At 68.5% G+C, this 17,557-nt stretch carries 18 protein-coding genes and 1 pseudogene; 10 read left to right on the top strand and 9 right to left on the bottom strand.

Annotated elements, in window-relative coordinates:
* Positions 1-13: 13 nt before the first annotated feature.
* The gene (locus tag J2728_RS00145) at positions 14-835 is read right to left on the bottom strand and encodes an SDR family NAD(P)-dependent oxidoreductase (RefSeq protein WP_309994967.1); all 822 of its coding nucleotides are present in this window, start codon (positions 833-835) and stop codon (positions 14-16) included.
* 88 nt (positions 836-923) lie between these two features.
* Here J2728_RS00145 and queF point away from each other — a divergent pair, with 88 nt between their 5' ends.
* Positions 924-1,379 (top strand): preQ(1) synthase, encoded by a 456-nt coding sequence (gene queF, locus J2728_RS00140; protein ID WP_304276487.1) that lies wholly within the window; start codon positions 924-926, stop codon positions 1,377-1,379.
* A 2-nt stretch (positions 1,380-1,381) separates the two neighbouring features.
* On the opposite strand, the gene J2728_RS00135 is transcribed toward queF, so the two are convergent.
* Both J2728_RS00135 and J2728_RS00130 read right to left on the bottom strand, forming a co-directional pair.
* Positions 1,382-1,672 carry a hypothetical protein gene (locus J2728_RS00135; protein WP_309994963.1) on the bottom strand — a complete coding sequence of 97 codons (291 nt, stop codon included), beginning with the start codon at positions 1,670-1,672 and terminating at the stop codon, positions 1,382-1,384.
* Between the two features lie 41 nt (positions 1,673-1,713).
* Complete coding sequence (locus J2728_RS00130) at positions 1,714-2,331, bottom strand: nitroreductase family protein (protein ID WP_309994962.1); 618 nt, start codon at positions 2,329-2,331, stop codon at positions 1,714-1,716.
* A 113-nt stretch (positions 2,332-2,444) separates the two neighbouring features.
* On the opposite strand from J2728_RS00130, the gene J2728_RS00125 reads away from it, so the two are divergent.
* The 4 genes from J2728_RS00125 (at position 2,445) to J2728_RS00110 (ending at position 5,688) form a co-directional block, all read left to right on the top strand.
* Positions 2,445-3,050 carry an NUDIX domain-containing protein gene (locus tag J2728_RS00125; protein ID WP_309994960.1) on the top strand — a complete coding sequence of 202 codons (606 nt, stop codon included), beginning with the start codon at positions 2,445-2,447 and terminating at the stop codon, positions 3,048-3,050.
* An 89-nt stretch (positions 3,051-3,139) separates the two neighbouring features.
* Complete coding sequence (locus J2728_RS00120) at positions 3,140-3,940, top strand: phosphorylase family protein (RefSeq protein WP_309994958.1); 801 nt, start codon at positions 3,140-3,142, stop codon at positions 3,938-3,940.
* Between the two features lie 109 nt (positions 3,941-4,049).
* Positions 4,050-4,889: a serine O-acetyltransferase gene (gene cysE, locus J2728_RS00115; RefSeq protein WP_309994957.1), complete on the top strand. Its 840-nt coding sequence runs from the start codon at positions 4,050-4,052 to the stop codon at positions 4,887-4,889.
* Positions 4,890-4,899: 10 nt separating this feature from the next.
* Positions 4,900-5,688, top strand: a complete 789-nt coding sequence (locus J2728_RS00110) for a glutaminyl-peptide cyclotransferase (protein WP_309994955.1) — start codon at positions 4,900-4,902, stop codon at positions 5,686-5,688.
* A gap of 123 nt (positions 5,689-5,811) precedes the next feature.
* Here the strand turns inward: J2728_RS00110 and J2728_RS00105 are convergent, their stop codons facing one another.
* Entirely contained in the window at positions 5,812-5,979 is a 168-nt protein-coding gene (locus J2728_RS00105; protein ID WP_309994953.1) for a hypothetical protein, read from the bottom strand.
* Between the two features lie 72 nt (positions 5,980-6,051).
* Here J2728_RS00105 and J2728_RS00100 point away from each other — a divergent pair, with 72 nt between their 5' ends.
* The 3 genes from J2728_RS00100 (at position 6,052) to J2728_RS00090 (ending at position 8,011) form a co-directional block, all read left to right on the top strand.
* Positions 6,052-6,984: a LysR substrate-binding domain-containing protein gene (locus tag J2728_RS00100; RefSeq protein WP_309994951.1), complete on the top strand. Its 933-nt coding sequence runs from the start codon at positions 6,052-6,054 to the stop codon at positions 6,982-6,984.
* A 53-nt stretch (positions 6,985-7,037) separates the two neighbouring features.
* Positions 7,038-7,244, top strand: a complete 207-nt coding sequence (locus tag J2728_RS00095) for a DUF3126 family protein (protein ID WP_013078225.1) — start codon at positions 7,038-7,040, stop codon at positions 7,242-7,244.
* 83 nt (positions 7,245-7,327) lie between these two features.
* Complete coding sequence (locus tag J2728_RS00090; protein ID WP_309994948.1) at positions 7,328-8,011, top strand: GNAT family N-acetyltransferase; 684 nt, start codon at positions 7,328-7,330, stop codon at positions 8,009-8,011.
* Here J2728_RS00090 and J2728_RS00085 read toward each other — a convergent pair.
* The 3 genes and pseudogenes from J2728_RS00085 to J2728_RS00075 form a co-directional block, all read right to left on the bottom strand.
* A pseudogene (locus J2728_RS00085) lies at positions 7,989-8,145 on the bottom strand (hypothetical protein); the annotation flags it as partial. The gene J2728_RS00090 and the pseudogene J2728_RS00085 sit on opposite strands and share 23 nt — an antisense overlap.
* A 69-nt stretch (positions 8,146-8,214) precedes the next feature.
* On the bottom strand, positions 8,215-10,209 hold the full coding sequence (locus J2728_RS00080) for an OPT family oligopeptide transporter (protein ID WP_309994945.1): 1,995 nt from the start codon (positions 10,207-10,209) through the stop codon (positions 8,215-8,217).
* 84 nt (positions 10,210-10,293) lie between these two features.
* A complete protein-coding gene (locus tag J2728_RS00075) occupies positions 10,294-11,085 on the bottom strand; it encodes a PhoH family protein (RefSeq protein WP_309994943.1) in 792 nt (263 codons plus the stop codon).
* 319 nt (positions 11,086-11,404) lie between these two features.
* On the opposite strand from J2728_RS00075, the gene J2728_RS00070 reads away from it, so the two are divergent.
* Positions 11,405-11,938, top strand: coding sequence for a gamma carbonic anhydrase family protein (locus J2728_RS00070; protein WP_309994941.1), 534 nt, complete (start codon positions 11,405-11,407; stop codon positions 11,936-11,938).
* A 323-nt stretch (positions 11,939-12,261) separates the two neighbouring features.
* Positions 12,262-13,926, top strand: a complete 1,665-nt coding sequence (locus tag J2728_RS00065; RefSeq protein ID WP_309994938.1) for a choline dehydrogenase — start codon at positions 12,262-12,264, stop codon at positions 13,924-13,926.
* Positions 13,927-13,929: 3 nt separating this feature from the next.
* Here the strand turns inward: J2728_RS00065 and J2728_RS00060 are convergent, their stop codons facing one another.
* The gene (locus J2728_RS00060; RefSeq protein WP_309994936.1) at positions 13,930-14,475 is read right to left on the bottom strand and encodes a PAS domain-containing protein; all 546 of its coding nucleotides are present in this window, start codon (positions 14,473-14,475) and stop codon (positions 13,930-13,932) included.
* A gap of 157 nt (positions 14,476-14,632) precedes the next feature.
* Positions 14,633-17,536 carry a M16 family metallopeptidase gene (locus J2728_RS00055; protein WP_309994934.1) on the bottom strand — a complete coding sequence of 968 codons (2,904 nt, stop codon included), beginning with the start codon at positions 17,534-17,536 and terminating at the stop codon, positions 14,633-14,635.
* Positions 17,537-17,557: the final 21 nt, after the last annotated feature.

Below are 17,557 nucleotides of genomic sequence, written 5' to 3'. Positions count from 1 at the left end.
GACCGCGCGGCCTCTAGCGCATCGAGAGGCTGGCGCCGCCCAGGTGCAGGCCGGCGTCCACCAGCAGCGTCTCGCCGGTGACGTGCCGCGAGGCGGGCGAGGCCAGGAAGACAGCCGCGCCGGCGACATCCTCGGCGGTCGAGGCGACCTTCAGCGGCGTGGCGGCCGCCGCCCCGGCCCGCAGGCGATCGACCCGCTCGGCGTCCATCGCCTTGCCGAACCAGGGGGTGTCGATGAAGCCGGGGCAGATGGCGTTGACGCGGATGCGGGGGGCCAGGGCGCGGGCGAGCGACAGGGTCATGGTCGTCATAGCGCCCTTGGACGCCGCGTAGGGCACCGAGGAGCCATTGCCGACCACGCCGGCGATCGAGGCGGTGTTGACCACGGCGCCCGGCGCCGGCGCGGCCTCCAGCAGCGAGCGGGCCGCGCGCACCATCTGGAAGGCGCCGACCACATTGACCGAATAGAGCCGCAGGAAGTCCTCGGCGTTCACCGCGTCGAGATCGGCGTGGTTGGGGGCGAACTTGGTGACGCCGGCGTTGTTGAACAGGGCGTCGATGCGGCCCGTGGAGGCGGCGGCCGCGGCGATCTCGCGGCAGTCCGCGTCCTGGGCCACGTCGCCTCGCGCCAGCACGGCCCGGGCGCCCTCGGCCTCGACCAGCCGGGCGGTCTCTTCGGCCTCCTCGGCGCTACGGGCGTAGTTGACGACCACGAGGCCGGCGCCCCGTCGGGCCGTCTCCACGGCGATCGCCCGGCCAAGCCCGGTGGAGGCGCCCGTGATCACCACGGTGAAGCCTTCGAAGTCCCGCCCCGACATCATTCTCTCCCCAAACACTTGTTAGAGGTGTTGTAGCGAGGGGCGCGCGGCTTGTCTCGCGGCGCTCGATCTTGTCTTGAGAGGGGGGGAGGCCTAAATCGCGGCGATGACCGATCTGAACGTCACCCAGCTGGGCCGCGTCGTCGACGCGCCCGACAGCCCCGAGGCCGCCGTCCTCGAGCGCGTGCCCAATCCCCAGAGCGACGTGCTGTACCTGGCCCGCTTCGTCGCGCCGGAATTCACCTCGCTGTGCCCCGTCACCGGCCAGCCCGACTTCGCCCACCTCGTGATCGACTACGCGCCGGGCGACTGGCTGATCGAGAGCAAGTCCCTCAAGCTCTATCTGACCAGCTTCCGCAACCACGGTTCGTTCCACGAGGACTGCACGGTCAAGGTGGCGCGCAAGATCGTCGAGATCGCGGAGCCGCGTTGGCTGCGCATCGGCGGCTACTGGTACCCGCGCGGCGGCATCCCGATCGACGTGTTCTGGCAGACCGGACCGGCGCCCGAGGGCCTCTGGGTGCCGGACCAAGGCGTCGCGCCCTATCGCGGTCGCGGCTGAGCCTAGGACTTCGACAGCCTGCGCCGGTTGGCTCGGACCTTGCGGCGCAGGTGGGCGAGAGAGCCCGAGGCGATCGCCGGCCCAGTCGCGCCCAGCTGACCCGTCGCGGCCAGCATGGGCAAGGTCACGCTGGCGGCGACCTTCTCGCTGACCATCAATTGAGCTTCCGCCTGCGCCGCCGCGCCGCCCGCGGCCAGCTTCATCATGCGCAGACCGATCACGGTCGACGCCTCCAGCCCTAGCGCCCAGCTGTCGAAAGCCAGGCTGGTCCAGGGGTCCTTGCGTCGCGCCATCTCAGCTTTTCCTTAGGTGTCGGAGTTTCAACGCGTGGAGGCTAGCGAGGGCTCCACCAACTCGTTAGCGCGGTGGCGTCCGGGCGCTGGCGCTCCTGCGGCTGCTCGCTCGCCGTGCCGATATACAGGAAACCGGCGACCTTCTCGTCCGGGCCACAGCCCAGGATGTCCAACGCGCGCGGGTCGTAGCTGTACCAGTCGGTGATCCAGTTGGCGCCCCAGCCCAGGGCCGAGGCGGCCAGCAGGATTTGGTGGCAGACGGCCGCGGCGCTCTGGCGCTGTTCCCATTCGGGAATTTCGCCGGGCAGGTGGCGCGAGATCACGGCGACACAGACCGGCGGGTTGGTCAGCTTGCGCAGGGCGGCCGTGGCCTTGGCCGGATTGGCCTGGCTGGGGGCCAGCGCGGTGATGCGCTCGGCGAACACCGCCTTGGCGTCGCCTTCCAGCACGATGAACCGCCAGGGCGCGAGCTTGCCGTGATCGGGCACGCGAACGGCCAGGCGAAGAAGGTCGGTCAACTCAGCCTTGTCCGGCCCCGGCGCCGTCAGGGTCATGGCGCTGGCCGAACGGCGGCGGGCCAGAAAGGCGACGGTCTCGGGAGAGGCTTCCACCGGCAGGGTTTCGCCAAATTCAGGAGCGGGGGGGACGGAACCGGCCAAGACGGCCTCCTCATGGGCGTTGCGGCGTTGTAAGCCCGTTCAGTTAGGCCTTGCGCGGCCCCGATGGAACCGCGCGCTCGCAAAAATGAGCGGCCTTCAAGTCTGGAGCGACGATGTCCGACAAGCCCGCCTGGCTGAAGCCGCACGGAAAGCCCTGGGGCGTCGCCTCCAGCAAGGTCGTCTACGACAATCCCTGGATCACGGTCACCGAGTACCAGGCGATCGCGCCGACGGGCCGGCCCGCGCTGTACGGCAAGGTCGGCTTCAAGAACCAGGCGATCGGGATCGTGCCGCTGCACGAGGACGGCACGGTGACCCTGGTTGGCCAGAACCGCTTCTCTTTGGCCAACTATAGCTGGGAGCTGCCCGAGGGCGGCGCGCCGCACGGCGAGGATCCCGTGGACGGGGCCAAGCGGGAGTTGGCCGAGGAGGTGGGGCTCGTGGCGCGCGACTGGCGGCCGATCCTGCGGATGGAGCTTTCCAACTCGGTCACCGACGAGATCGCTCATGGCTTTCTGGCGATGGACCTGTCGCCGACCGAGACCGCGCCCGACGAGACCGAGGACCTGGCCGTGGTCCGCGTGCCGTTCCGCGACGCGCTGGACGCGGCGATCGCCGGTCACATGCCCGACGCCATCACCGTGGCGCTGCTTTTGCGGACCCATCTGATGGCGGCGCGGGGCGAGCTGCCAGCGGCTTTGGCGGCTCTCATGCTCTAGCGCATCCGCGAATTGATCCTGATCGTGTCGCGCGGTCGCGTTCCGGTTCAAAACCGATCCCGCCCACCTGCGGAGTCGCCAGGATCGTCATGACGCAATCGCCCCATCTCACCCCGCAAAGCCTGGTCGGTCGCCGGTTTCCGCCCGACATCTTCGGCGACGTGAAGGTCGCCCTGGTCGGCTACTGCCCGCCGCCCTCCACGCTCGATCGCTACCAGCCCGAGCGCGTCGAGGCGCAGCACTTCATCCACCTGTCGCCCGACAGCGTGCGGCTGCTGAGCCACGGCGGCCGAAAGTTCCTGTCGCTGGCCCACGTCTACGGCGGCCCGGTGTCGAGCTCGACGGCCGAGGAGCTGGCCTATTACGGGATCGAGCTGGTGCTGGCCTATGGCCTGGCCGGGGGACTTGGGACCGGCGACGTGGGCATGGGCGATTTCTACCTGGCCGAGGACACCCTGGCGGCGGACGGCACGACCCCGCACTACACCGGAGCCCGCATCCTGCGGGCGGACCAGGCGCTGGTCGACGCCGCGCTCGAGCTGTGGCCCGGCCCAACGCCGTTGAAGCCCGTCCGCGTCGCCACGGGCGATGCGATCTATCGCGAGTACGACCCGATGCTGGAGGCCTATCGGCTGGAGGGCTGCGACATCGTCAATCTGGATTGCGCCCACCTCTACGCGGCGGCGCGGATCAATTCGTCCGGGCGGACGATGCGGGCGATCCAGTGCGGGGTGATCTCCGACGTCGTTCCGGCCGGGCCCGAAGCCCAGTCCAGCAGCACGCTTTCGGCCATGCTGGCGGCGGGCGAGGAGGGTCTGAACCCGCTGGAACGGACCGGCGACATCGTGTCTTTCTTCATCGAGACCTTGACGCCGGCGCTTTTGCCCTGATCTGAGCGGGGCGCCTCCGGGCGGATGTCTTGAACATCCGTTCGGCATTTGTGGAGCATTTGGTCTATAGATGCGCCACGCGCCCAGCCTGCTGGGAAGGGAGAGCCCGATGGCCAAGCACTTGGAAGTGGTGACCCCCGAGACGGAAACCCCCGTCTGGGTCGCCCTGCGCAACCAGGCCGAACACGCCGCCAAGGCAGAGCCGGCCCTGGCGTCGCTGCTCAACGCGGTGATCCTCAGCCACGACAACCTGGCCGACGCCCTGACCTTCCAGTTGGCGCGCAAGCTGGGCGACCAGGAGATGCGGGCGATGACGGCGCGCGAGTTCGCCGCCGACGCGTTCAGGAGCGATCCCTCGATCGTCGAGGCGGCCGAGGCCGACCTGAAGGCGGTGTTCGAGCGCGATCCGGCCTGCAAGGGCTATGTCCAGCCCTTCCTGTTCTTCAAGGGCTTCCTGGCGCTGCAGACCCACCGCGTCTCGCACTGGCTGTGGACCGAGGGGCGCGAGACCCTGGCCTTCTACCTGCAGAGCCGCTCTAGCGAGGTCTTCCAGGTCGACGTCAATCCCGCCGCCAGGATCGGCAAGGGCGTGTTCATCGACCACGGCACCGGCATCGTCATCGGCGAGACCGCGGTGGTCGGCGATGACGTCTCCATGCTGCACGGCGTGACCCTGGGCGGCACCGGCGCCGAGCGCGGCGACCGCCACCCCAAAATCGGCAAGGGCGTCCTCTTGGGCGCCGGGGCCAAGGTGCTGGGCAACATCACGGTCGGCGACTACGCCAAGATCGCCTCGGGTTCCGTGGTGCTGCGCCCCGTGCCGGCCCACTGCACCGCCGCGGGCGTGCCCGCGCGCCTGGTCAACTGCCCGACCTGCGAAGAGCCGGCCAAGACCATGGACCACACCCTGGCCGAGACGGTCTACGCCGCTGGCGACTACGTGATCTGAGCCCGGTCCCTTGAGTTCCAAGCGTCTTCGCCTCGGTGGCCTGGTGTGCGCCGCCCTGGCCCTCGGCTTCGCCATCACGGCCCAGGCCGCGCCCGCGCCGGTCAGCGGCTACACGATCGTGCGCGGCTATCCGCACGACACGGCCGCCTTCACCGAGGGGCTGTTCTATCGCGACGGCTTCATCTTCGAGAGCACGGGGCTGGCGGGCCGCTCGTTCATCCGCAAGTGGAGCCTGGAGACCGGGGCGGTCGAGCAGGAGCGGCTGATCGACAGCCGCTACTTCGGCGAAGGGATCGTCGACTGGAAGAACCGGCTGTACGAGCTGACCTGGACCAACGAGCTGGGCTTCATCTACGATATCGACAGCTTCGAGAAGGTCGGCGAGTTCAGCTATCCGGGCGAGGGCTGGGCCCTGACCCGCGACGACAAGCGGCTGATGATGAGCGACGGCACATCGTTCATCCGCTTCCTGGATCCCGACACCCTGAAGGAGACCGGCCGCGTCGAGGTCACCGACGACGGCGTTCCCGTCCGCAACCTCAATGAACTGGAGTGGGTGAAGGGCGAGCTGCTGGCCAATGTCTGGCAAACGACCCGCATCGCCCGCATCGACGTCAAGACCGGCAAGGTTCTGGGCTGGATCGAACTGGGCGGCCTCTTGAAGGAAGCCGGCGTCACTGGCCAGCGCGACGACGTGCTGAACGGCATCGCCTACGACGCGGCCGCCGACCGCCTGTTCGTGACCGGCAAGCTGTGGCCGAAACTTTTCGAGATCAAATTGACCGCTTCGTCGCGTTGAGACGGAACCACGTTTGGGGGATGGCGTTAATCTCGTGTCCGCCCCCCTACGCCCCCCCGACCTAGTGGGCGGACCAGAGCCCTGGCCGCGCGTATCGCCGCCAGGGCTCAACCTTGTCTGGGGTCAGCTTTCCCGAAATGGCTTGGCGCAGGCGACGTTCGGCGGCGCCTTGGCGGCGGCGGATTGAACGTCGGAGCCCGCCGCCGGCTTCAGCGCGCCGTATATCGCGGCCGCCCAGATCGCCAGCAAAGCCAGGACCTGAGGCGGTGTGATGCGGGATGGGGAGGGCATGTCGCCCTTATCCCGTGATTGCGCGCCCGGGGATAACGACTTATCCGTCAGGCTTCTGTGAGGTTTCTTCACATGGCCCGTCGCGCCCTTCCGCCGCTGAACGCCCTGCGCGCCTTCGAGGCGTTCGGACGGCATGGACGCATGACGCTCGCCGCCGACGAACTATGCGTGACCCACGGCGCGGTCAGCCGCCAAATCCGTCAGTTGGAGCAACATCTCGGCGTCGCCCTGACCGAGGGGCCACGCACGCGCCTGCGGATGACCGAGGCGGGGCTGAAGCTGGCCCAGGCCCTGTCGCCGGCCTTCGACCAGATCGAAGCGGCCACGCCCCGTCCGGTGGAGGCGGGCCCCAAGCCTTTGGTGGTCTCCTGCCTGCCGACCTTCGCCATGAAGTGGCTGATCCCGCGCCTGCCGCGCTTCCAGGCGGCGCATCCGGACATCCCGGTGCGGGTCGCGGAGTCGAACGGTCCCTTTGATTTCCGCGATGACCAGATCGATCTGGCGATCCGGATGCGGCGACCGGGCGAGGGCGACTATCCGGATTCCGTGGCCGAGCCCTTCCTGCGTCACTACCACGGCCCGGTGATGGCCCCGGAATTCGCGGGCGGGCGGGTCCTGGACTTCAAGGCCGTGTGCGCCGCCCCACGCCTCCAGACGCGGACCTATCCGCAGAGCTGGAGCGATTGGATCCGGGACACCGGCGCCGAAAGCCTGCCGCCGGCCGTTCGCGAGCAGGAGTTCGACCACTTCTTCTACATGCTCGAGGCCGCCGCCGCCGGGTTGGGCGTGGCGGTCGCGCCGTGGGCGTTCGCCCAGCGCGATCTCGCCAGCGGACGCCTTGTCGCGCCACTTGGTTTCGCGCCGGGCCAGACCTGGATCGTGGCGCTGACCCCCCGGGAGGGAGCCTCGCCCGAGGCCGGTCTGTTCCGCGATTGGCTGTTGGCGGAAGGAGCGTCCACACCTCTTCCGCCGGAAGCGGCTTGCCAGTCTCGCGCCGGACGCTAGTTTCGCCCCGAGGACGCGCCCCGGGCGCTTCTAGCCAAGAATAAGGATCCCCCGTGGACGCCAACACCATCGCCAAGATCGAAAAGCACCTGAAGCGGACGTTCGGGAACCCGCACATCCAGCTGAAGCCGCGTCCCAAGCAAAAGGACTCGGCCGAGGTCGAAGTCGCCGGTGAGTTCATCGGCGTCATCTTCCAGGACGAGGACGAGGACGGCTCGTTCATGTTCGAGATGGCCATCCTGGCCGAAGACCTGGACTAAAACTCCGGCCTTCGGGCGACTTGTGACCGGACGGGGCGCGCTGACGCGTTGATCCCCGTCCGTTGTCCCGCTTCAATGGGGACATGACCTCCCACATCCTTGATCGCCCCGTGTGGGCCACGCTGAACGGACGCCAGGCGGATCTCGCCGTCCGACACGGCCCCGCGATCCGGATGTCGCCCGACTTCGGGCTTTTCGCCGCCATGACCGACGATGGTCCCGAGAGCTTGGCCGCGCTCGGCGATCTGGTGCGCCAGATGGGGCCCGTGGGCCTCGTCGAGCCGGTCGCGCCACCGCCCGTTCCCGGAACCGAGGTCGTCTCCAGCGCCGTCTGCCTGCAGATGGTGGCCGAGACCGTCGCGCCGGGCTGGGACGTTCCCTTCGACATGCTGGCGCTGGGTGACGCCGACGCGGCCGAGATGCTGGCCCTGGCCACCCTGACCAAGCCCGGCCCGTTCTTTTCGCGCACCCACCAGCTGGGCGCGTTCATCGGCGTTCGGGTCGATGGCCAGTTGGTCGCCATGGCCGGAGAGCGGATGCGCCCCGATGGCTACACCGAGGCCAGCGGCGTCTGCGTCCATCCCGGCCATCGCGGCAAGGGCTACGCGGCCAGGCTGCTGCGCGAGGTGACGGCCAGGATCCTGGCGCGCGGCGACCAGGCCTTCCTGCACAGCTACGCCGACAACGCCACGGCGATCGGGCTCTACGAGTCGCTGGGCTACCGGGGGCGGCGCGAGGTGGTGTTCACGGTGGTGAAGTCGGCGTAGCGCCCCCTCCGTCACGATGCGTATCCGCATCGCGCCACCTCCCCCGTTTCTCGGGTGAGGAGGACGCGGTCCCCCTCCTGCCCCGCTCGCGGGGGAGGTGGATCGGCGCGAAGCGACGAGACGGAGGGGGCGCTAAGCCGCCCAAAGAAAAGCCCCGGAAGGTTGGACCTTCCGGGGCTCGCGCTGGGATAGTATCGAGGCCCTTACGCCTCCAACGCCTTCGCGCCGGCCTTGCGGGCCCAGCGGTAGAGGCCGACGACCACGATCGCGGCGGCGATCAGCGACAGGATCATGCCGACGTGCTCGGGCGGCGCGAACGGGACGGCCAGGGGCTCGCCCTTGCCGGTCGAGACGATCATCAGCGCCAGGGAGACGTTGAACAGGCTCTCGCCGACGATGAAGCCCGAGGCGATCAGCACGCCCAGGCGCTTGGCCGGCTCGGCGGCGCGGTCCTTGGCGACGATCTTCTCGAACAGCCAGCCGGCGACGGCCCCGACCACGACCGGAGCCGTGACGGTGCTGGGCAGGTAGATCGCCAGGCCCACGCCCAGGGGCGGAAGGCTGTAGCGGTCCTTGCTGGTCTTGCGCAGGACCGTGTCGACGGCGACCAAAGCCAAGCCGATCAGGGCGCCGACGCCCAGCAGGCCCCAATCGAGGTCGCCGCCCAGCACGCCCTTGGCCAGGGTCGAGATCAGTGTGGCCTGGGGGGCCGCCAGCGGCTGGTCCGAGATCGCGTGCAGGTTCGGCGCGCCGGCGAAGCCGTTCGAACGGTTCAGCAGCTCCAGCACGAAGGGGATGACGATCGAGCCCGACAGCACGCCGATGATCAGGCCGACCTGCTGCTTCCACGGCGTGGCGTCGACCAGTTGGCCGGTCTTCAGGTCCTGCAGGTTGTCGTTGGCGACCACGGCCACGGCCAGGACGCAGGTGGTGACATAGAGGGCGAAGGCGATCAGGGCCTGGGTCACGTCCGGGCCGATAACGCCGCGGCCGACCATGCCGACCATCAGCGAGGCGCCCAGGACGCTCAGGATGGCGATGCCCGAGACCGGGCTGTTGGACGAGCCGATCAGGCCGGCCATGTAGCCGCAGACGGCGGCGGCCAGCAGGCCGGCGAACACCAGATAGCCGATGCCGATGGCGACCAGCGGCGCGGTCAGGCTGACGATCGGGCCGCCCGCCAGGAAGTGGGCCAGGAACCAGCCGGCCGGGGCCAGCAGGATCAGCGAGACCAGGCCGACGATGCCGATCGGAATGTCCTGCTCGACGCGGGGCAGGGCCTCGCCGCCCGACTTGCGCTGCTTGGCGGCGGCGAAGGCCGACTTCAGGCCCGCCGTGATCGGGCCGACCAGCTTGGCCAGGGTCCAGATGGCGGCGGCGCCGATGACGCCCGCGCCCAGGAAGCGCACCTGGGTTTTCCAGACGCCCAGGGCGTGGGTGGCGGCGTCGGCGTCCGGCATCGGCGTGGCGACGGTGAGAATGGGGACCAGGATCGCCCAGGCGATGAACAGGCCCGTGAACATGGCGATGCCGACGGTGATGCCCATCAGGTGGCCCGCGCCCATCAGGGCCAGCGAGCTTGAGGCGCCCAGGCCGGTCGCGCCCGCGCCAGCCTTGAACTTGAAGTAGGCCGCGACCTCGGCGGCGAACAGCTTGGCCGCGCCCAGGGCGCCGAACAGGGCCGAGGCGATCGCGCCTAGGCTGACGGCGACCAGGCCCGCCTTGCCCTCGGCCGCGCCCTCGCGCGAGCCGGTGCCGACCTTCAGCACCTCGGCGGCGGCGACGCCTTCGGGGTAGGGGAGGTTGGAATTGGTCACCAGGGCCCGGCGCAGGGGGATGGTGTACATCACGCCCAGGATGCCGCCGACGGCGCAGGCGCCGAAGGTGGGCAGGAACGGCACGTTCGCCCACCAGCCGATCATCAAGAGGCCCGGCAGGACGAAGATCACCGACGACAGCGTCCCCGCCGCCGACGCGATCGTCTGGACGATGTTGTTTTCCTGGATGGTCGAGGTCTTGAACGCCCGCAGCAGGGCCATCGAGATGACGGCGGCGGGGATCGAGGTGGCGAAGGTCAGGCCGACTTTCAGGCCCAGATAGACTTGCGCGGCGGTGAAGACGAGGGTGATGGCGATGCCGAGGAGTATCCCTCGGAGGGTCAATTCGCTGCGCGGCGCGGTCGAGTCGGCCATGAACATGTCCAGAAAACGATTAAGGCGGCCGGACCTTGCACGTCCGACCGCCCAGAACTCAAGCCTTCAGTTCAGATCGTTGTTACAAAATTACAGGACGCCGAGCATCTCCGCGACCAGCGGGTGGCGGACGATGTCGCGGTCGGCCAGGCGAACGACGGCGATGTTGGACACCGCCTCGAACCGCGCCGCGACATCCGCCAGGCCCGAGATGCCCGGCAGCAGGTCCGATTGGTTGGGATCGCCGGTGACGACCATGGTCGAGTGCCAGCCCAGGCGCGTCAGCAGCATCTTCAGCTGCATGTACGTGCAGTTCTGAGCCTCGTCGATCACCACGAAGGCGTTGTTCAAGGTGCGGCCCCGCATGAAGCCGACCGGAGCGATCTCGATCGCGCCCTCGGCCATCAGGGCCCGCATCCGCTTGACCGACAGGCGGTCGGTCAGGGCGTCGTAGAGCGGGCGCAGGTACGGGGCCAGCTTGTCCTCCATGTCGCCCGGCAGGTAGCCGATCGACTCGCCGGCCTCGACGGCGGGGCGCGAGAGCACGATGCGGCTGACGCGACCGGCCTCCAGCGCCTCCACGGCCTTGGAGATGGCGATGTAGGTCTTGCCGGTGCCGGCCGGACCCAGGGCCATGACGAGGTTCTTCTCGTCGATGGCTTCCATCAGTTCGGCCTGACCCGGCGATTTTGGTTTTATGGTTTTAAGATAGCTCTGGTCCCGACTATCCCCTCTCGCGCCTCCCTCATCGGGCAGAGGCGACCAGCCGCCGCGGTGATCGACAGGCAGGCGGCGCACCTTGGCGTCGTCATATTGACCGGTCTCGTACGCGCCTTCGCGCGCCATCCGCTTCAGGGCTCGCTTGGTCATCAAAGCCTCCATTCGGGCATGAAAAAAGGACGAGGCCGTAAGGCGTCGTCCTTGGCGGTGAGCTGGATTTGAACGAAGCCGCGAACGCGGCCGGGCGGCTCGGAGGAGCTCTCCCCGTGGGCGGGGGACGGTGCTGTACGCCGAAACGCCAAGTGCGACACCTCGTCTTCGTCAGCGGGCGAGCGGGAGCGTCTCCGCCCCGGCCCGTCATGATCAGGAGAATGATTCCCGCTGGGGGAATGTTCCCTCCTGAATCGCCAGACTACAATGGCGACGATAGGGTTTCCGGATCGTTAATTTCGAAATCGCCGACAAGAAACGAGGCATACGGATGAATGTATATTCCCTGGGCGAGCTAAATCCGACGCTGCCCCCCAAGGATGAATACTGGATCGCGCCGACGGCGAGCGTGATGGGTAATGTAATTCTCAAGAGAAATGCGAGTATATGGTGGGGCGCGGTGGCGCGCGGGGACAACGATCCGATCACGGTCGGAGAGAACAGCAATATCCAAGACGGTTCGGTGCTTCACACTGATCTTGGCTCGCCGCTGACCATCGGCGCGAACGTGACCATTGGTCACATGGTGATGCTGCACGGTTGCACGATCGGTGACGGGTCTCTGATCGGTATTGGAGCAATCGTGCTGAACGGCGCCCGGATCGGAAAGAACTGCCTGATCGGCGCCGGCGCCCTGATCACCGAGGGCAAGGAGATTCCCGACAACTCGATGGTGGTCGGCGCGCCGGGCAAGGTGGTGCGCGAGATCGGCGAGCAGCACGCCATGATCTTGCAGGCCTCGGCCCTGCACTACGTCGAGAACTGGAAGCGTTACGCCCGCGATCTGAAGCGCGTCGAAGCCTAGGGTTCAAATTCGGAACCAGACGCCGTGGGAGCGCCGCCTGCTGCTTGGGGGATCGCAAGGCGGCGCTCCCGCTTCCCGCGCGGGAAGGGCCAACGCGGGAAGGACCCACCCTGCAAGAGGCGTCTTCCGCAAGGTAGGGACGGTGCGCTGTATCGCGCCCCGTTCATCCATAGGTCGTATATAGCAGGTTCTGGGTAGAGTTAAAATGCGAGACACTCGTTTTCCGGGTCGCGGCGTTACGTCGCGGCACGGCTTGCGCGCTGGCCAAAGCCGGATCACTCTCGCCTTAACAACGATAACCTTCGAGGGAGGGCGTCCAGGCCATGGCCAGCGAACGCTATGATTACGTCGTCATCGGCGCCGGGTCGGCCGGCTGCGTGCTGGCCGCGCGCTTGACGGAAGACCCCAACATCAAGGTCCTGCTGCTGGAGGCCGGCGGCAAGAACACCTCGGTCCTGGTCAAGATGCCAGCCGGGGTGGGCGAGCTGATCAAGGCCAAGGGCGAGCAGAACTGGGGCTTCTGGACCGAGGCAGAGCCGCATCTCGACAACCGCAAGCTCTGGTGGCCGCGCGGCAAGGGCCTGGGCGGGTCCTCGGCCATCAACGGGATGATCTACATCCGCGGCCATGCCCGCGACTACGACCAGTGGCGGCAGATGGGCCTGACCGGCTGGTCCTATGCCGAGGTGCTGCCGTACTTCAAACGCTCGGAGACCCACCATGGCGGCGGCGACGCCTATCATGGCGACAAGGGCCCGCTGCACGTGTCGAAGGGCGAGTCCGACAGCCCGTTCTACACCGCCCTGGTCGAGGCGGGCCGCCAGGCGGGCCACAAGACCACCAAGGACTTCAACGGCTTCCAGCAGGAGGGCTTTGGCCCTTACGATCTGACGATCCGCGACGGCAAGCGCTGGAGCGCGGCCATGGCCTATCTGTCCCAGGCCCTGTCGCGCCCGAACCTGACCTGTGTCACCGAGGCCCGAACCACGCGGATCATCATCGAGAAGCGTCGCGCCGTCGGTGTCGAATATGTCGCCGGCAAGGGCGGCGAGCGCCGGACCGCCTATGCCGACGCCGAGGTGCTGCTCAGCGCCGGCGCCGTGCAGTCGCCCCACATCCTTCAGCTGTCGGGCGTCGGCGCGCCGGATGAACTGAAGGCCCAGGGCATCGGCGTCGTCCACGAGTCCAAGGGCGTTGGCGCCAATCTCCAGGACCACCTGGACGTCTGTGTCTCGTGGACCGCCAAGAACCTCAAGACCGCCTATTCGGCCAACAAAGGCCTGAACAAGCTGGGCGTTGGCCTCAACTACATGCTGTTCGGCAAGGGCATCGGTCGCCAGCAGTTCCTGGAAAGCGGCGCGTTCCTGAAGTCGCGGCCCGATCTCGACCGGCCCGACCTGCAGATCCACGGCGTGCTGGCCATCATGCAGGACCACGGCAAGGTCGTGGTCGAGAAGGACGGCTTCACCCTGCACGTTTGTCAGCTTCGCCCGGAGAGTCGCGGACACGTCGGCCTACGCTCGGCCGATCCGTTCGATGATCCGACCATCCTGGCCAACTATCTGTCGACCGACGAGGATCGCCGCGCCATCCGCGAAGGCGTCCGGATCGCCCGCGAGACCGTGGCCCAGGCCGCCTTCGACCCCTATCGCGACGCCGAATACGCGCCAGGCGCGGACGTGCGCACCGACGCCGACCTCGACGCCTGGATCCGCGCCAAGGCCGAGACGATCTACCATCCCGTCGGCACCTGCCGCATGGGCGTGGCCGGCGATCCGCTGGCGGTGGTCGACGACCAGCTGCGGGTGCAGGGCTTGTCGGGACTGAGGGTGATCGACGCCTCGGTGATGCCCAACCTGATCGGCGGCAACACCAACGCGCCGACGATCATGATCGCCGAGCGGGCGTCGGACCTGATCCGAGGCAAGCAGACGCTGGCCCCGCTGGACGTGCCGGTTTACGGCGACGAGCAGGCGGTGGCGGCTTAGCGGCTAGGCGATCCGGCGGCCGTCCAGAGTCGCCAGGCGCAGGCGGGGCATGTCGCGATTGTCCTCGCCCAGCGGGCGGACCTCGCGCAGGCCCAGCTCATAGGCGGGGCGGCCCATCAGACGGGCCGTCGCGCCGATCGGCTGATAGAGGCCCAGGAACCGGTCGGTCTCGCCCTTGGCGCCGCGCAGGGGCGCGAACAGCACCTCCATGCCGACCGACGGGACGCCCAGCGCGCGGATGTCGGCGATGGCGACCACTGGCGTGCGGCGCTTGCGCGCGACGTCGAGCGCGCTTTTCAGCTCGAGACGGTGGGCGAGGGCCCACAGCGATAGAGCGTCCTGTCCGCGCAGATCGCGGGCGTGCAGGTCGCTGACGAAGCCGCCCGCCAGACGGAACGGGAGACGCGCGCCGTCGCGGCCCAGCACGAACACCTGGGGCAGCAGCTCCAGGAAGTCCCCCGGATTGATGTCGGCGCGGCGCGGCAAGGGCTCTTCGCCCCGGCGCTCGCGCCAGTAGTCGATCAGTCGTTCCGTGCTGGGATGGAACATCCTTGTCCCCCGGCGAGCTCCTTCGCGGCCGCTGGTGGGCCGCACGGAGCTTGCTGGAGGAACCGGGCCAAGGGCTGGACTGTCCCATTTTGGCGCACAATCCAGTCCTTCAAAAGACAAAGGGCCCCGCCGGAAGCGAGGCCCTTCGCCTTGAACTCTACTTCGCCGCCGCCTCTGGCTTGACCAGAAGCAGCCAGGACTTGTCGTCGGCGAGATAGGTCTTGGCCGCCTTTTGGACGTCGGCCGGCGTGACGCGGGCCAGGCCCGCCAGCACCGAGCGGGTGGCGTCCAGCAGGCGCGGATCGGTCTGGGCGCCCGACAGCGCGCCCACCCAGTACTCGTTGGTCACACGCGCCTTCTCGATCTGGTCGATACGCGGCTTCTTGGCGCGTTCCAGCTCGTCTTCGGTGACGGGCTTGTCGCGCAGGTCGGCGGCGATCTCGCGGATCGAGGCGACCACGCTGTCCAACTTCTCGGGCGGGACCTCGAGGCTGACCGCCAGATAGCCCCAGTTCTTGAACACCACGCTGGCGGTCGAGGAGGCGTTGGGCGAATAGGTCGCGCCCTGCTTCTCGCGCAGCTCGTCGATCAGGCGCAGTTGCAGGACCTGGCCCAGGACCGAGACATCGCGCGAGCGCTGCAGGTTCGAGAACAGGTCGTCGGTGCGCCAGGCCATGAACAGCGCGGCCTGATCGGCGCGGCCCTTGTGCGTGCGCACGATGGGCGTCGCCGACGGCGCGGGGAACGGCGCCTGGCGAGCTGCGTCCGAGGCCGCCAGCTCGGCCCGGGCGGGCAGGGCCCCGAAGGTGTCGGCCACGGCGGCGATGGCTTTGTCGACCGTGGTGTCGCCGACGATGACCACCTCGATGTCGTCCTTGGTCAGCGGGTTGGCGACGGCGGTCTTCAGGTCGTCGAGCGACGCGTTGGCGATCTGCTCGCGCGAGGGGAAGGTCCAGCGCTGGTCGCCGCCATGCATCAGGCCGCCCAGATCACGACCCAGGACCCCGCCCGTGGTGCTCTGCAGCTGGTCGTGCAGCGTGCCGTAGCTGGTCTTGACGCGATTGAACGCCTCGGGACGCCAGCCGGGCTCGGTGGCGAAGGCCGCCAGCACCTGCAGTTCGGTCGACAGGTCCTCGGGACGCGTCCGGCCGTTCAGGGTGAAGGCGTCGTCCTCGACGCCCAGCTGGGCGTTCCAGATCTTGCCGGTCAGCACCCGCTCCATGTCCTGGGCGGAGATCTGCTTGAGGCCGCCCTCGATGAAGGCCGAGCCCGACCACAGCGGGCTTTGCTTGTCGGACGGCATGTCCAGCAGGCCGTTGCCCGCGCGGACCTTCACCACGACCTGGCTGTCGCGGAACTTGGTCGGCTTCACCGTCAGGCGCACGCCATTCTCGAACCGCACGAAGACGGTGTCGAGGTCGCTGACCTCCTTCTGCTCGACCACCTTGCCGCTGGGGCCGAAGCTGGAATACGGCCAGACGGTCACGCCCGGCGCGGCCGGCGGCGTGACGGGCTGGGCCTTCAGGTCCTCATAGGCCTTGAGGATCGCCGGTTCGCCGCCCTCGATGTTGCTCGGCGCCGCGATGACCACCAGCGGGCCAGAGCCGGCGAAAGACGACTTGAGCACCGCGTTGACGCGCTCGGCGGTCAGGCCCTTGGTCAGGGCGTCGAAGAAGGCCAGGTTCTGGCTGGGCGAGGTGATGACCTCGGCGTCGCCCAGGGTGTCGACCAACTGATTGGCCAGGGCCGGCGTGCGCTGGGTGGCCTCGCCCGCGGCCGCGGCCGCCAGGCCCGCGCGCAGACTGGCGATCTCGCGATCCAGCTCGTCCTGGCGCACGCCATATTGCGCGGCGCGGCGCTGCTCGGCGTCCAGCGCCCGCATCGCGTCTTGCCATTGGCCTGGCTGGGCGGTCGCGCCCAGGGTGGTCACGCGCACGGCGCCGTACTGGTCGCCCTTGAAGGCCCCGCCGGCGATGAACGGCGGCTCGGCCAGGCGGCCCAGCGCCTGCAGGCGGCGGTTCAGCACGGCGAAGGCCAGGTTCTCCAGCATATCGCGCTCGTCCAGCGCCTTGGTCTCGACCAGGCCGTCCGGCTTGCGGGTCCAGGTCATCTGGACGCTCCACGGCGCGCCGGCCTCCACGATCAGCTTGGCGGTCGGGCCACGCTTGGCCACCGCGCCGACGTCCGGGTTCTTGCCCGGCTGGCCCTTGCCGGCCCAGTCGCCGAACTTGGCCTTGATCTTGGCCTCCATGGCGTCGACGTCGAAGTCGCCCACGGCGACCAGCACCGCCCGTTCGGGGCGGTAATAGGCCTCGTAGAAGTCGCGGATGCGCTGGGCCGAGGCGTTCTTGAGGATCTCGGTCTTGCCGATCGGGATGCGCTTGGGCGGCAGCTGACCGTCCATCTGCGCCGACAGGGTCTTGATGGCGACGCGATAGCCGGGCGTGTCGCGGGCGCGCTCCTCGGACAGCACGACGCCGCGTTCGCGGTCGACCGCGTCCTGGGTGATAGTCAATTCGCTAGCCGCCTCGCGCAGCAACATCAGCGAGGTGTCGACCGTGTCCGCGTCGGTCTTGGGCAGGTCCAGCTGATAGCTTGTCTCGTCAAAGCTGGTCTGGGCGTTGGTGTCGGCCCCGAAGGCCAGGCCGTGGCGCTCCAGGATCTTGATCATCTCGCCTTCGGGCACGTTCTTGGAGCCGTTGAAGGCCATGTGCTCGAGGAAGTGCGCCAGGCCCTGCTGGTCGTCGGCCTCCATCAGCGATCCGGCGTCGATCCACAGGCGCAAGGACGCTTGCGCCGGCGGCGTGGCGTTCTTGCGGATCGCATAGCGCATGCCGTTGGGCAGCACGCCGAAGCGCCAGGCGGGATCGGGCGCGATGTCCGACAGGGCCTGCGCCCACTGTCCGGGCTTCAGGTCTTCCTTGCGCGGGCCGGACAGGGCGGGCGCCTCGATGGCGGGCTCGCGCTTCAGCGATGGCAGGGACGGCCTAGGAACGTGGGAGCAGGCGGCGAGCGAGAAACCGGCGGCGGCGACAAGCGCCAAGCGCGAAGCGCTGATCATCGAGAATCCAAGGCAGGAAAA

The sequence above is a fragment of the Caulobacter segnis genome (genome assembly GCF_031454995.1).
Taxonomy (GTDB): domain Bacteria; phylum Pseudomonadota; class Alphaproteobacteria; order Caulobacterales; family Caulobacteraceae; genus Caulobacter; species Caulobacter segnis_E.
Note: the sequence above shows the minus strand (reverse complement) of the source record. Positions and strands in the feature narration are given on the sequence as shown.

Bases quoted from the DNA above. Each gene is read 5' to 3' on its own strand.
- J2728_RS00060 (WP_309994936.1), bottom strand. From the start codon at position 14,475: ATGTTCCATCCCAGCACGGAACGACTGATCGACTACTGGCGCGAGCGC.
- J2728_RS00105 (WP_309994953.1), bottom strand. From the start codon at position 5,979: ATGCCCTCCCCATCCCGCATCACACCGCCTCAGGTCCTGGCTTTGCTG.
- J2728_RS00080 (WP_309994945.1), bottom strand. From the start codon at position 10,209: ATGTTCATGGCCGACTCGACCGCGCCGCGCAGCGAATTGACCCTCCGA.
- J2728_RS00100 (WP_309994951.1), top strand. From the start codon at position 6,052: ATGGCCCGTCGCGCCCTTCCGCCGCTGAACGCCCTGCGCGCCTTCGAG.
- queF (WP_304276487.1), top strand. From the start codon at position 924: ATGACCGATCTGAACGTCACCCAGCTGGGCCGCGTCGTCGACGCGCCC.
- J2728_RS00125 (WP_309994960.1), top strand. From the start codon at position 2,445: ATGTCCGACAAGCCCGCCTGGCTGAAGCCGCACGGAAAGCCCTGGGGC.
- cysE (WP_309994957.1), top strand. From the start codon at position 4,050: ATGGCCAAGCACTTGGAAGTGGTGACCCCCGAGACGGAAACCCCCGTC.
- J2728_RS00135 (WP_309994963.1), bottom strand. From the start codon at position 1,672: ATGGCGCGACGCAAGGACCCCTGGACCAGCCTGGCTTTCGACAGCTGG.
- J2728_RS00065 (WP_309994938.1), top strand. From the start codon at position 12,262: ATGGCCAGCGAACGCTATGATTACGTCGTCATCGGCGCCGGGTCGGCC.
- J2728_RS00055 (WP_309994934.1), bottom strand. From the start codon at position 17,536: ATGATCAGCGCTTCGCGCTTGGCGCTTGTCGCCGCCGCCGGTTTCTCG.
- J2728_RS00075 (WP_309994943.1), bottom strand. From the start codon at position 11,085: ATGGAGGCTTTGATGACCAAGCGAGCCCTGAAGCGGATGGCGCGCGAA.
- J2728_RS00090 (WP_309994948.1), top strand. From the start codon at position 7,328: ATGACCTCCCACATCCTTGATCGCCCCGTGTGGGCCACGCTGAACGGA.
- J2728_RS00070 (WP_309994941.1), top strand. From the start codon at position 11,405: ATGAATGTATATTCCCTGGGCGAGCTAAATCCGACGCTGCCCCCCAAG.
- J2728_RS00120 (WP_309994958.1), top strand. From the start codon at position 3,140: ATGACGCAATCGCCCCATCTCACCCCGCAAAGCCTGGTCGGTCGCCGG.